Source organism: Algibacter sp. L3A6 (genome assembly GCF_009796825.1).
Lineage (GTDB): Bacteria > Bacteroidota > Bacteroidia > Flavobacteriales > Flavobacteriaceae > Algibacter.
Genome location: NZ_CP047030.1, coordinates 3,420,657 through 3,435,616, shown reverse-complemented (window position 1 = coordinate 3,435,616; position 14,960 = coordinate 3,420,657). Strand labels below are relative to the sequence as shown.

The following is a 14,960-nucleotide window of genomic DNA, read 5'->3' as shown; positions in this document are numbered from 1 at the left end:
AATTATGCTAATACTTTGGTGTTATTCAAAATTTCTTTTACTTCTGTTTTACAACTTCCGCAACCTAAGCCTGCTCCTGTTTTATTGCAAAGCTCTGTAAAATCTTTACAACCTTTTTCGATGGCTTCTACTATATTCCCTTCGCCTACTTGGCTGCATGAACAAACTAGCTTACCAATAACCGGTACATCGTTTGAAGCGCCACGAAGCAACGAATTTCGCTTATCGGCCATTTCAATTTTGCTTTCAATCATGGTTTTAAACTCGGCAAACTCATTTTTATCGCCCATTAAAACGGCACCAATTAACAAATCGTCTTTTACAATACATTTTTTGTAATAGCGTTTTGAGATATCGGTAAATATAATTTCTTGATAACTTAAATCGTTTTCCGGAATATTAATTTCACCAATGCTACATAGGTTTAAATCGTTGAATTTTAAAATATTCATTAAAACAGAACCGCTATACGATACACTAATATCGCCTGCTATAAAGTTTGCTAAAATATTAGCTTGCTCTTCTGCTGCCGATGTAATACCAAATAGTTGATTGTTGAATTCTGCAATTTCACCAATAGCGAATATATTTGGAATAGACGATTGTAAATGCTGATTTACCTTAACGCCACGTCCGCACAGAATACCATTTTCTTTGGCTATCTCTATATTAGGACGTGTACCAATAGCATAAACGATAGCGTTTGCTGTTAAAAACTTTCCACTTTTAAGGGTTATGTTAATTTCGCCTGTATCATCATCATCAAAAACAGTACTTACTTCATTATCAAAATAAATTTGAATACCTCGCTCCTGCACATCTAATGCTAAAAGTTTACTAGAAACCTTATCTAACTGGCGTTCCATTAAGCGCGAAGCCCTTTGGATTATAGTTATTTTTACGTTTTTATGTTTCATGGCTGCTGCCAACTCTAAACCTAATAAACCACCACCCACAATAACAACATGCTGCTGTTCTGGAGGTAAACCTGTAGCTTCTAAATAGGCTTTAAAACTATCGGCATCTTGCTTATTTCGCATGGTAAATCTACCTGGTAAATCTATTTGTACACCACTTGGTATAAATGCACGACTTCCTGTAGCCAAAATAAGTTTACTATAGCTATGTTCTACACCATTACTATCGGTAACCACGTTGTGTTTAGAATCTATATTTGAAATAGACGTTTCTGGATGAACCGTTATTTTAAGTTTTTTTAATTCTAATTGTTTAATTTTTAAAAGCGCATCCCACGTTAATTCTTCTGTAATATACTCTGGTAACAATACGCGGTTATAGAATAAATTAGGTTCTTTAGAAAATACATGAATTTCATCGACCTCGTTAGATTCTCTATAATTTTGAACAAACCTAAAAGCGGCTGCTCCTGCACCAACAATAATAATTTTATCTACGGGCTTTTTATATTTGTTAACAGATACGCAGGTAAATTTAAAATCGGGTTCTTTAGAAACCGGATCTACATGTGTATTGGTTAAATTGTTTGCTCTATTTAGATTACTTTGAAGTTGTTTCCCCCAATGCATTGGAAGAAATACGACGCCTTTTTTAATAGTATCGGTTACTTTTGCACGAACACGCACAACACCGTTTATACTTTTTATTTCTGAAATATCACCATCTTTAATTTTATTTAAAAAAGCATCCACAGGATTAATTTCTAAAACAGGCGTTGGATAATGTGTTTTTAAACGCGATACTTTACCAGTTTTTGTCATGGTGTGCCATTGATCGCGAACTCTACCAGTTGTTAAAATTAAAGGATACTCGCCATTAGGTTGCACCGAAGTATTCTCGATGGTTGATGGTAAATTGAATATCGCTTTTTGAGATGGTGTATAGAATTTTTTATCTTCAAATAAACGCGGTGTACCTTTATGCCTATATTCTGGAACTGGCCATTGAAAGGTACCTTCGTTTTTTAATCTATCGTAATTTAAGTAAGAAACATCAATATTTGTTCCTTTGGTCATTGACGCGTACTCATCGTAAATTTCCGAAGCATTATTAAAATTAAACCCTCGAAAGCCCATACGTTGTGCAAAATCGCAGAATATTTCAACATCTGGTCTTGCTTCTCCCGGAGCTTCTATTTCCTTTGGTAAATATGAAATACGACGCTCAGAATTTGTCATCGTACCTTCTTTCTCTAACCAACCTGCTGCTGGCAATACTAAATCGGCATATTCTAAAGTATCCGATTTATGAGATATTTCTTGAACCACCACAAACTTCGCCTTTTTCATGGCGCTTTCTATTTTGTGGGTGTTTGGCATACTCACCAATGGATTTGTACAAGCAATCCAAACCGCTTTCAATTTTCCGCTTTCTAAGGCATCAAATAGTTCTGTAGCGGTTAAACCTGGTTTAGGTGAGATTTGATCGACGCCCCAAAACTGAGCTACTTCACGACGGTGTTCTTCGTTGCCTAAATCTTTATGTACAGCAAGTAAATTTGCCATACCTCCTACTTCACGTCCGCCCATAGCGTTGGGCTGACCTGTTAATGAAAACGGTCCTGATCCTGGTTTTCCAACCTGACCCGTAATTAAAGATAAATTAAGTAGTGATACATTTTTATCGGTACCAACCACACTTTGGTTAAGCCCCATGGCCCACATACTAATAAAGCCTTTTGAAACGCCAATAATATCGGCTGCTTTTCTTATATCTTTTTCCTCAACACCACAAAGTTTTGAAGCTTGTTTTAATGACGTTTTAAATATTAATTCTTTATAATCTTGAAAACCTTCAGTATGTTCTTTTATAAATTTTTCGTCTATTAAACCTCTTTTATACAAACATCTTCCGATGGCATTGTATAAAATAACATCGGTTCCTGGAAGTAATTGTAAATGTAAATCGGCAAAATTAGCAGAATCGGTTTTTCTAGGATCAATAACTATAATTTTCACCTCCGGATTTGCTTCTTTACGCATTTCTATGCGTCGGAATAAAATAGGATGACACCAAGCAGGATTTGCACCTGTAATAAGAAAACAATCGGCCAACTCAATATCTTCATAAGATACCGGCACACTATCTTCTCCAAATGTTTTTTTGTATCCAACCACTGCAGAACTCATGCACAGCCTAGAGTTGGTATCAATATTATTAGTACCTATAAAACCTTTAGCAAGCTTATTTGCGATATAATATTCTTCTGTTAAACTTTGTCCCGATACGTAAAATGCAACGCTATCTGGTCCATGTTTTTTTATAATCGATTTAAAAACACTAGCTGCACGATCTAAACCTTCGTCCCAACTTACACGCTCTCTTGGATGTGAACGACTCCAACGCATTTCTGGGTATAGAATTCTATCGGAAACATCATTGGCTACATAATGTAAATTCATGCCTTTTGAGCACAACATACCTTTGTTAACCGGATGATCTTTATCGCCCTCGACCAACACTTTACCATTGCTATCTTTTTTAACAATAATTCCGCAGCCTACACCACAATATGAACACGTTGTTTTTACTTCGTTTTTAATCATTGAGATTCACATTTTACACTAAGTAACATCATTTAACTTCAGAAAACAAATTCATTTTTTATTATTCTGAATACTTTAAAAAAGATGCATTTAATTTATTATTTATTAAAAACACCTTTGTAATACTACCTTTTACTTTACCAGAATTAAGTTCTCTGGTTCTACTAAACCATCTACTTTTGCAACTTTCTCATCTTCCGTTGAAAAACGAATAGATAAAGAAACTACCGCAGTTATAACTACTGTGACACCAATTATGAAATAGCCACTAGAAACTGCGGTAGCTGATGCTGCTGATTGTGCGGCTTTAATAGCCTCTTCGCCTAAACCTTGACTGGCAATTATGGCGCCTTTTTCTGCTACGGCCGATTGTGATTTTAATAACATTGCTGCTAAAAACGCTCCAACATTACCTCCTGCTCCAACAATTCCCGAAACCGAACCTATAGCTTTTTTATTAATAAATGGAACTACCGAAAACGTTGCGCCTTCTGCCATTTGAACTGATAAACTAAATAATATTAAAAATGCAACACCAATAACAATACTTGTTGTTGTAGAAAATGTAATAAGCATTAAACCTTGTATGGTTAAAATGAACGCTAAGAATAAAACTCGACCTCTTAAGCCTTTTAATTTCCCAAATTTATCTCCAAAGAATCCACCTAATGTTCTTGCAAAAATATTCATTAATGCAAACGATAACACAATGTTTCCTGCTGTAACACGCTCTAATTGAAAGGTGTTCTGAAGATAATCGTCCATAGTACCATAAACTGTTAACTCGATACCAAAACTAGCCGCATAAACCACAAATAAAATCCAAACTCTATAATCTTTCAAGACTTCTAAAAACCCAATTTGATCTTTTTTAGTAGAAACCATTTCTCCTGAAGCTCTCAAATCTTTAAAGTTTCCGTTAAGCGTATCTTTTGTAAAGAAGAAATAAATAATTCCCATACAGAAACAAACAATTCCTGCAACAATCATAGAATATCTCCATGCATCAGCATCGGCTACCCCAAAACTAACAACGGCGGCAGCAATTAATGGCATACCCAATCTGTTAGCTCCACCTCCTAGGTTTCCCCATCCGGCAGATGTCGCATTTGCTGTACCAACAATATTTGGCGCGTACATTAAAGATGTATGTACTTGTGTGATAACAAATGAGGCTCCAATAAAACCAATAAATAATCTACAAATTAAAAACTGCGTTGGCGTTTGTACCAAACCACATAATATTACTGGTATCGCTCCAATAGTAAGTAACCAAGTATAACATAATCTAGGACCATACTTATCACATAATTTACCGATAAGTAAACGCGCAAATACGGTTCCTGAAACGGCTAAAATTATAGAATTCCATTTTTGATCTGGTGTTAAACCCAAGTCTTTAACCACATCGGGCATAAACGGAACGATACCGAACCATGCGAAGAAACACATGAAAAACGATATAGAGGTTATCCAAAACGTACGTGTTGACACGCTTTTAAAATCTAATAAACTTAGTGTTGTTGACTTTGCTTGTGCTAAATTTGCCATAATTGATAATTTTATACTTACAAAACTAAGTATAATTACTTAATTTATAAGTAAAAAATATACGTATTTATAAATTTATGCTAGATTGATAATTTTAGTTTAAGCTTTTTGAGGATCTGGTAAAATGGTATTAAATTTTAAGAAGAAACTTATATTATGATAATTAACAGAAGACAAGGAACAGCTTAATTATTTATAAACTAAACCATTAGAAGTAATATTCATAACAATTTCAAATAAAAATGAAGCATAAAAAAAGAGCTGATAAGTTTATAAAAACCTAACAACTCTAATATGTAAACACTACTTAAAACTTATAAGTAGTTATCGTTAATTTGTTTATTCTAATCCGTATTCCTTAGCTTTATTAGATAGTTCCATCAAATTTTTAACCTCCAATTTTTTCATAAGATTAAAACGATGCACTTCTGCTGTACGTTTACTAATGTTTAGCTCGTCTGCAATATCTTTATTATTTTTAAGCTGAAGTACTAAATTAAGTATTTGTTTTTCGCGTTTTGTAAGCTTAAAAGGATCTTCTACCGGTTTTACTTTTGGAGCAACAGCCGTATTTGTATTACCATTCACAAAGTTATTCATGATGATAGCTGATACATCTCCTGTAAAATATTTTCCACCAGAAGCTACTTTATTCAAAGCTTTTAAAAACTCTTCCTTACTTGCTCCTTTTAATAAGTAACCGTCGGCTCCTGCTTGAATTGCTTGTAACACGTATTCTTCCGAATCATGCATAGATAGTACAAGTGTGCGAACATCTGTATATAATCTATTAACCTCTCTAACAGCATCAATACCATTCATTTCTGGCATACGTATATCGATAATTAGCACATGTGGTTTATTGGTTTTAAGAACTTCTAAAGCCTCTTTTCCGTTTGAAGCTTCGTCTATAACAACTACACCAGACTGATCTTCTAAAAGCGCCTTTATTCCATCACGAACTAAAACATGATCATCTGCTAATACAACATTTATAATATCCATAAATAACAATTATAAGTACAAAAGTAAGACTTTTTAAGTAATGCTACGTAATTTGAATTTGATTGTTAGTTAGAGATTACAGGAAGCGGTATGATAGTGATTAAAAACTTTGTATAAATAAACTATTCAAGTCATTTCGACGATAGGAGAAATCACATAATATTTAATCAAAACTTACCCTTATGTGATGTCGCGATGCCTCGACATCACAATCACTAAAGCATAATTCAACAGCCAGAGTCATTTCGACGACAGGAAAAATCATATAATACTTAACCAAAAACTTACTCTCATGCGATGTCTCGATTTCTCGACATGACAATCGCTGAACTTAAAACAACAGCGTCATTTCGACGACAGGAGAAATCACATAATATTTAACAAAAAAACTACTCTTATGTGATGTCTCGACACCTCGACATGACAAGTATTAATACATAAAACAGTCAATTAAAGTCTTTTAACAAAAAGATAAATCACCAATAAATAGAACTTCCTTAATTATCTTATTTTTTATTAAATTTAAACATGCAAAACAAATACTATGTCTACATATTGACCAATAAATACAGAACCACATTATACATAGGATTCACTAATAATATACAAAATAGACTATCACAGCATTATTTTGATAGTCAGAATGATAAAAAATCGTTTGCGGGAAAATACAATTGTATTAATTTAGTTTACTACGAAATTTTTGAATCCCCAAAGCCCGGAATAGAAAAAGAAAAACAATTAAAAAAATGGAGAAGAGAAAAGAAAAACAAGCTGATCTCTGATTTTAATCCCAATTGGGAAAGTTTGAATAATCAAATATTTTAAATTTGAAAAGACAACTTGAAGAAATAGTTTTTATAAGGTGTCTCGATACTTCATAATAATTGCTAAAACTTAAATAAACAGCGAAAGTCATTTCGACGATAGGAGAAATCACATAATATTTAACCAAAAAACTACTCTTATGTGATGTCTCGACACCTCGACATGACAAAAAATAATAAAACACTGAAAAACTAATCATCCTTTAAAGGAATATTCAAAGTGACCCGAGTTCCTTTGCCTTCTTCAGAGCTTAAAAATAAACGACCATCGATATACTTTATGCGTTCTTTCATAAAAGTCATTCCCATACCTCCATCGGCATTTTTAAAGTTTTTCACATTTTGAGGATCAAAACCTTTACCGTTATCATCAATAACAATACTTAATATATTTTTACTATGAGAAAGCGACACTAAAATATGAGTAGAATCGGCATATTTTATCGCATTATTTATCGCTTCCTGTGTTATTCTATAAATATTAATTTCAACTAAAGAATCTAAACGTTCAGAAAAATCGGTTTTATTAAAAAACACAATTTCTTTCGCTGTAAGCCTAGCTAATTCTTTTGTGAGTTTAGCTATTGCAGGCACAATACCATGATCTGATAATTCTGGCGGTGTTAAATTAAATGTTGCTGTACGTACACCTTTTATAATATTAGTAGTAAGTTCTTTTAGATGTTCTATTTTGGAAGCCGTTTTTTCAATATCGTTGATATTAATGCTTTCCAAATTATATTTTAAACCTGTAAGCATTTGCCCAATACCATCATGAACATCTTTAGCTATACGGTTCTGCTCCTTTTCTTGATTCTCAATAATTTTGCTTGAAATAATTTTTTGCTGACTTATCTCTTCTTGAAAATTCTTTTTATTTAAGCGTTCAATTTCTAATTGTCCTGCTTTACGTTCTGTAATTTCAGAAGATATAATAAGAAGTTCCGTTTTCTCATCATTTGGACTAAAAGGAATTATAGCCATTTCTAACCAAATGCTTTCACCTTCTTTAGTAGTTGCTTTTACTTCACCTTGCCAACCCGTTTTTTTATGTTTTGTGACTAAGTTTTCTAATGCTATTTTCTCACTTTCTATAGTAGACATAACATTCCAAAACATAGCCGTATCATTAAATCTCGAGAATTTAAAACGTCTTGAAAACTTATTACCAATATGAATAATTTGGCCGCTAGATAAAATACGAGCAAACAGTAAGGTCTCATCCATGGCCTGACTTAAAGCACGTAATTCCTTAATAGATTTTTCTTTAGCATGGCTTAACTCATCAGCGTCAAAAGCCATTTTTTTAGCATGCTTTTCAGCCTTTAGTAATTCTGCTAAAGTTGCACGAACCGATTTCGCTGTAGGCCAAAATATAAACAGTAATTCTCCTAATAAAATAACTAAGGTTAAAACCATTAAAAGTGTCTCTAATGTGCCTAGCCAGCGTACTTTTTCATCCGCTTCTAAACTATACTGATTCACTATTTGATCCATGATTAATAAGAAATCACCCTCGTTATCTCTAACCAAGCTAATATCTTTATTAAAACTTTCAAGAACCAAACCATCCTTACTTTCGATACTAGTAATAATGCGCTGTGCAGCTTTTTCTATAACTTCAAAAACAATATTTAAAGCTTTAAATTTTATGGAAATATCTTTGCTATTTTCCGCAGGTAGACCTAATTCAACATCCCCTTGTTGTAAAGCATTATGAGATAATTGCCAAAGTGACAATGTTTCCTTTAACCGGTCTTTAATGACAATACTTGCCTCAGGAGTTTCTGCAGTAGCAAGTAATAAAATTTCTTTGGTAAGTTTCTGACTCAGCATACGCTGCCTACCCGCCACATTTATAACTGTAGAATCACTCTGCTGCGCCTTTAAATGCTGGCGAACAAACATATTACTTACAATTACCGATAAAGCAATGGTGCTTAAGGCAATAATATACAAACGACTCAATTTACCAAACGTACGCTGATCTAAAGAATTGCCGTTTTTTGTCATATATTTTAATTTTTAAGAAATAGCTTCTTTTACCAAAGCTAAACTCTTTTCGGAAAACTTAATTTTCAATGCCTCGGCATGGCCTTCATCAGACATTTTCTTCCAAGTTTTTTGTAGAATATCAATTATTTTTTCATCGCTGTGTTTAGCAGCGAACTCATCGAAGTAAAAATCAAGAAATACTAAACAAATAACATCTTCAATAGTTTGAGATTCTTTGTTTTTCTTAATTAGTTTTTTAAGTACAATAGCCTTAACACGGTCTATAAATTCATCATCGTAACCTACTTCTTTCAAAATATCACCGGTTAATTCAGCATGCATTTGTTTTAAATCTTGGCGCCATTTTAAATAACCAACACGATCCATTGGGTATTCATTTCTAGCACTTTTCCAACGGCAAATGTGCTGTGCTCTAGCTGCTATTTGCAAAGCTTTAGAAGCATTCGGGTCAAACTGCAACAAGGTTCTACTCATGCGTTGTGAGTACAATAATTCTTTTGGATATTCCATACCCGAAACCGAATACGTATTTATATCTTCAGCATTTTTTTTATCAATTAAAGCAATCGCAGTTTCAAATCTTGTAGGTTTCATTTTTTCATTTTTTAATCTGAAAAGCCAATATACACATTTTCTTCTTCAATCTTAACCGGATACATAGCAATGGCATCTAAATCTCCATTTAAATTCTCACCAGTTTCTAGTGAAAATGTTTTTTTATGTAATGGACAAGCTACTTTAGGAGTTCCTTTATCATCGCCCAACATCCCTCTAGATAAAACCATTTCCATTTTGTGTGGACATACGTTTTGACAAGCAAACCACTCTTTTGTCCTAGCAAAGTTAAAAACAGCAATTTGCTTTCCTTTGTATTTTACACATCCTCCACCGTTTTCAAAAAAATCAGTAACACCACCTGCCTTAAACCAAACAGTAACTTCGTTTATTGGAGTCGTTTTATATTGAGAAAGTATTGTATCCATAATTGTATTTTATTTATTACTGTAAAATTTGAAAATCAACTATTATTGTTTTTATTCGAAGTTGTTTAATTTTTCCAGAGTTCTGGCATTTTTTGATCACGCAGTGGAACAAAGACTAAATTATCATCTCTATCATCTGAGTTTACAAAATGATTAAAACGCTTTTTAGTTTTATCATTCTCTATCGCTTGTTTCCACTCACACTCGTAAGCATCAACTAAAAACTGCATTTCCTTTTCTAATTCTGGAGCAATATTTAAACTGTCTTCAATAACAATTTTTTTCAATTGCTCGATACCGCCTTCCAATTTATCTAACCACGCAGCTGTTCTCATTAATGGCGCAGCCGTTTGTATATAATACATTAAGTAACGATCTAAATATTTTAAAACCGTTTCGTTATCTATTTTTTCAGCTAATAACTCTGCGTGTCTAGGGGTTGCACCACCGTTTCCACCAACATATAAATTCCATCCGCCTTCTACAGCAATGACACCAAAATCTTTTCCACGAGCTTCGGCACATTCACGAATACATCCTGAAACACCACCTTTTAGTTTATGTGGTGAGCGTAAACCTTTATATCTATTTTCTAATTCTATAGCAAAAGAAATACTTTCATCTAAACCATAACGACACCAAGTAGAACCTACACAACTTTTTACAGTTCTTAAAGATTTACCATAAGCGTGTCCACTCTCGAAACCAGCATCAATTAACTCTTTCCAAATAGCAGGCAAATCATTTAACTCTGCACCGAAGAAATCGATACGTGCACCTCCGGTAATTTTTGTGTATAAATTATATTTAGAACCAATTTGACCTAAAACAATTAAACCTTCTGGTGTTATTTCTCCACCAGCAATTCTTGGAACAACAGAATACGTTCCGTTACGTTGAATATTAGCTAAGAATTTATCGTTTGTATCTTGTGTAACATCTTCTTTATTTGGAGTGAAATTATATAAACTAGCAAAGATTGAAGACACTAATGGCTTACAAGTTTCACAACCATGACCAGTTCCACAAGTATCAAGAACTTCATTAAAAGAGGTTAGTTTTTTAATTTTTATAATGCCATATAATTCTTGACGACTATATTCAAAATGTTCACAAATGACATTTTTAACCGTTTTACCAAGAGATTTCAACGTCTCATTTACCAAATCAGTAACCATAGGTTTACAACCTCCACAGCTAGTACTGGCTTTGGTAGATGAAATTACACCAGCTAAATCTTCACAAGAACCATCTTTAATAGCTCCACAAATTTGACCTTTACTTACATTTTCACAAGAACAAATTTGTGCCGTATCTGGTAAATCTAAAGCGCTACCAAAAGCACCGCCTTCCGTTGCTGGCAATATTAATTGTGCAGCATCTTCAGGAATGGCCATGCCATTTAAATACACTTGATGAAGCATATTATAATCGGATGCATCACCAACTAAAATACCTCCTAATAGACTTTTACCGTCGAGACTGACATTAATTCTTTTATATAAATGTTGTGTTTTATTTTCAAAAATAACCGAATGTCCTTTTGATGCTGGCATAAAAGGTTCACCAAAACTTGCCACATCAACACCAATTAATTTTAATTTTGTAGACATATCAATTTCGGCAGGCATTAAACTTTCCGTCTTACCTAAAATTTGATCGACAGCAACACCAGCCATATCATAACCTGGAGCTACTAAGCCAAAAATCATTTGGTTATAAAGTGCAATTTCACCAATAGCATAAATACTATCGTCCGATGTTTGCATCTTGTTATCAACCACAATACCACCACGTACGCCCATCTCTAAACCACAAGTTTTTCCAAGTTCATCTCTTGGTCTAATTCCTGCTGAAATAATAAGCATATCACAATCTAAAACGTCGTCTTCTCCAAACTCCATTCCGGTAATTGCTTTATCTCCTAAAATTTGATTGGTTGCTTTACTTAGGTGAATATTTAAACCGATAGACTCCAATTTTAATTGAAGCACCTGGCTACTACGTGAATCTAATTGTCTTGGCATTAATTTGGAAGCAAACTCTACAATATGTGGCTCTAACCCCATATCCATAGCAGCTTTACCAGCCTCTAAACCTAATAAACCACCACCAAGTACCGCAGCTCTAGGGTTAGGATTTGTTTTTTTAACCTTTTCAGCATAAGCAAGCATGCCTTCTAGATCTTCAATAGTTCTATAAACAAAAACACCTTCTTTCTCAACACCTTTTATTGGTGGGACAAAAGCAGATGACCCTGTAGCTAAAACTAAGTAGTCGTATGAAAACTCACGGTCTTTAACCGTTGTTATGGTCTTTTTTGAACGATGAATATCACTAACACGTTCACCTGTTATTAATTCTATACCATTTTCAGCATACCATTCGGCAGGTGCCATTTCTAAAGCTTTAGCATCTTGATTTTCAAAAAACTCACTTAAGTGTACACGATCGTACGCTGGGCGAGGTTCTTCACCAAAAACCGTTACTTTAAATGCTTCATTTCCAGATTGTGCTGCAAATTTTTCACAAAATTTATAACCAACCATTCCATTTCCAACAACTATGATATTTTTCATAAACTACGTATTTAAGACAAAACTAAGTAATTTTACTTAATTTTAATACTTAAACATATAGTTTTTTTACGTAGCACCCTAATAATTACATATTTCCTAAATTGACAATCGTTTAATTAAGTATTAGGCAAAAAACAGGATTATGAATTATCAAAATATCAGGATTTAAACAGGTGCTTCCACTGTAATTACCACGCTTTTAGACGCTGGAGTCTTCGCGGTATGCGCAAAACTATCTAATGGCACAAGCACATTAGTTTCAGGAAAATACGTAGCACAGCAGTTTTTAGGGATATCATAACCAACCACTTTAAAGTTGTTAGCATGGCGTTTAACACCTTTAAATTCGGATTTTAAATTAACCACCTGATGTTCTGTTAAGCCTCGTAAATTCATATCTTCACGGTTCATAAAAATAATACGACGCTCGTTAAAAACACCTCTATAGCGATCATCTAATCCATAAATTGTAGTATTAAATTGATCGTGACTACGTATTGTCATCATAATTAATTCATCATCCTTTAATTTCCATTCAGGAAGTTTATTAACCGAAAAATTAGCTTTTCCTGTTTTGGTATTAAATTTTCTAACGCGAGCTCCATTTGGTAAATAAAAGCCTGACGGATTTTTTAAACGCGTATTGTAATCCTCGAAACCAGACACCACTTCAGCAATATCATCACGAACCAATTTATAATCATCTTTATAAGATAACCATTTCACCTTAGTTTTATGTTTTAAAGTCGCATGTGCAACACCACAAACTACAGCGACCTCACTTAATAAATCTTCAGAGCATGGTTCTAAAATACCTTTAGTAGATGATACCACACCCATTGAATTCTCTACACTTTGCAACTGTTCTCCAGATTTTTGATAATCTTTTTCGGTACGCCCTAAACATGGTAAAATCAAAGCTTCTTTACCGGTAACCAAATGCGAACGATTCAACTTTGTACTCACATGCACCGTTAGGTTACAATTAGCTAATCCTTGAGCTGAATAACCCGTATCAGGCACAGCTGAAATAAAATTACCACCTAAACCAAAAAAGACTTTTACCTTTTTCTCGTACATGGCTTTAATGGTTTCAATAACTGAAAAACCATGTTTTGCACTTGGCTTAAATCCATACTTAGTTTCAATTTTATCTAAAAAAGCTTGTGGAGCAGCTTCCCATATACCAACCGTTCTATCGCCTTGTACGTTAGAATGTCCGCGTACAGGACAAGTTCCTGCACCTTCCTTACCAATACTTCCTTTTAATAAAAGTAAATTAACAAGCTCTCGAATATTATCTACCGCATTTTCATGCTGCGTTAAACCCATGGCCCAACAGACAATAATTTTTTCATTGTTTAAAATTAAATCGAAAGTTTGATTAAAAATATCTAAAGAAACACCCGAAGCTTTTAGGCATTCATCAAAATTATAAGTTTTTAAATCTGCTATAAACGCGTTGTAATCACTAGTATATTCTTCAATAAAATGTTTATCAAAAACATTACCTAGCTCCTCTTCTTTTTCTAATAATTTTAGAAGAATTGCCTTTATAAAAGCTACATCGCCATTGATAGTAATTGGCACAAAAACATCGGCTAATTTTGTACCACCTGTTAATAATTTTATAGGATTTTGAGGGTCGGTGAATTTAATTAAGCCCGCTTCTGGCAACGGATTAATCGCTATTATTTTACCGCCATTATTTTTACATTTTTCTAAAGCACTTAGCATTCTTGGATGATTGGTTGCTGGGTTTTGCCCAATAACCATAACCACTTCAGCTTTATATAAATCGTCTAATTTTACCGAGCCTTTACCAATACCGAGAGTTTCAGTAAGCGCGCTTCCACTGGCTTCATGACACATATTCGAACAATCTGGTAAGTTTGAAGTTCCAAATTCGCGTACAAATAATTGATATAAAAAAGCCGCCTCATTCGTCGTTCTTCCTGAAGTATAAAAAGCAGCTTCGTCTGGATTATCTAGCGCATTTAAATGACTTCCTACTTTCTCAAAAGCAGCTTCCCAAGAAATGGGTTGGTAATGCGTAGCCCCTTCCGGCAAAAACATAGGTTCTGCTAAACGACCAGATTTACCAATTTCAAAATCGGTAAAATTTGCTAATTCATCAACAGAATATTTTGCAAAAAAATCGCGATTAATAGTTTTATTCTGTGCTTCTTCTGCAATAGCTTTCATACCATTTTCACAGTATTCACCAATAGCAGAACGCTCATCATCCGGATCTGGCCAAGCACAACCTGGACAATCAAAACCACCTTTCTGATTTATTTCCAATGATAACTTCAACGCATCAGAAGCTTTCATGTATTTATTAACTTGTATTGCAGCTGCTTTTAAAGCGCCAAAACCTACCGTGTTTTTTGGTGGGGCTTCCGTTTTTAAACTGGTAAATCCCTCTGGTGTTTTTGCTTTATCTTTTGCTGAACTGCTCATAAATAATAGTGG

General features: G+C 33.9%; 9 protein-coding genes. 1 reads left to right on the top strand and 8 read right to left on the bottom strand.

Annotated features, from left to right (window positions below):
• Nucleotides 1-2 precede the first annotated feature (2 nt).
• From GQR98_RS14255 to GQR98_RS14245, 3 genes are all read right to left on the bottom strand, one after another.
• Nucleotides 3-3,524, bottom strand: a complete 3,522-nt coding sequence (locus GQR98_RS14255; protein ID WP_159020081.1) for a nitrate reductase — start codon at nucleotides 3,522-3,524, stop codon at nucleotides 3-5.
• Between the two features lie 132 nt (nucleotides 3,525-3,656).
• A complete protein-coding gene (locus tag GQR98_RS14250; RefSeq protein ID WP_159020080.1) occupies nucleotides 3,657-5,075 on the bottom strand; it encodes an MFS transporter in 1,419 nt (472 codons plus the stop codon).
• A gap of 339 nt (nucleotides 5,076-5,414) precedes the next feature.
• Nucleotides 5,415-6,080: a response regulator transcription factor gene (locus tag GQR98_RS14245; protein WP_042494830.1), complete on the bottom strand. Its 666-nt coding sequence runs from the start codon at nucleotides 6,078-6,080 to the stop codon at nucleotides 5,415-5,417.
• A 528-nt stretch (nucleotides 6,081-6,608) separates the two neighbouring features.
• Between GQR98_RS14245 and GQR98_RS14240 the strand changes: the two genes are divergently transcribed.
• On the top strand, nucleotides 6,609-6,908 hold the full coding sequence (locus GQR98_RS14240) for a GIY-YIG nuclease family protein (protein ID WP_159020079.1): 300 nt from the start codon (nucleotides 6,609-6,611) through the stop codon (nucleotides 6,906-6,908).
• A gap of 191 nt (nucleotides 6,909-7,099) precedes the next feature.
• On the opposite strand, the gene GQR98_RS14235 is transcribed toward GQR98_RS14240, so the two are convergent.
• From GQR98_RS14235 to GQR98_RS14215, 5 genes are all read right to left on the bottom strand, one after another.
• The gene (locus GQR98_RS14235; protein ID WP_159020078.1) at nucleotides 7,100-8,920 is read right to left on the bottom strand and encodes an ATP-binding protein; all 1,821 of its coding nucleotides are present in this window, start codon (nucleotides 8,918-8,920) and stop codon (nucleotides 7,100-7,102) included.
• 12 nt (nucleotides 8,921-8,932) lie between these two features.
• Nucleotides 8,933-9,517: a DUF4202 domain-containing protein gene (locus GQR98_RS14230; RefSeq protein ID WP_159020077.1), complete on the bottom strand. Its 585-nt coding sequence runs from the start codon at nucleotides 9,515-9,517 to the stop codon at nucleotides 8,933-8,935.
• Between the two features lie 11 nt (nucleotides 9,518-9,528).
• Nucleotides 9,529-9,906 carry a nitrite reductase small subunit NirD gene (gene nirD / locus GQR98_RS14225; RefSeq protein WP_159020076.1) on the bottom strand — a complete coding sequence of 126 codons (378 nt, stop codon included), beginning with the start codon at nucleotides 9,904-9,906 and terminating at the stop codon, nucleotides 9,529-9,531.
• 65 nt (nucleotides 9,907-9,971) lie between these two features.
• On the bottom strand, nucleotides 9,972-12,485 hold the full coding sequence (gene nirB, locus GQR98_RS14220) for a nitrite reductase large subunit NirB (protein ID WP_159020075.1): 2,514 nt from the start codon (nucleotides 12,483-12,485) through the stop codon (nucleotides 9,972-9,974).
• Between the two features lie 165 nt (nucleotides 12,486-12,650).
• On the bottom strand, nucleotides 12,651-14,948 hold the full coding sequence (locus GQR98_RS14215; protein WP_159020074.1) for an FdhF/YdeP family oxidoreductase: 2,298 nt from the start codon (nucleotides 14,946-14,948) through the stop codon (nucleotides 12,651-12,653).
• Nucleotides 14,949-14,960 lie beyond the last annotated feature (12 nt).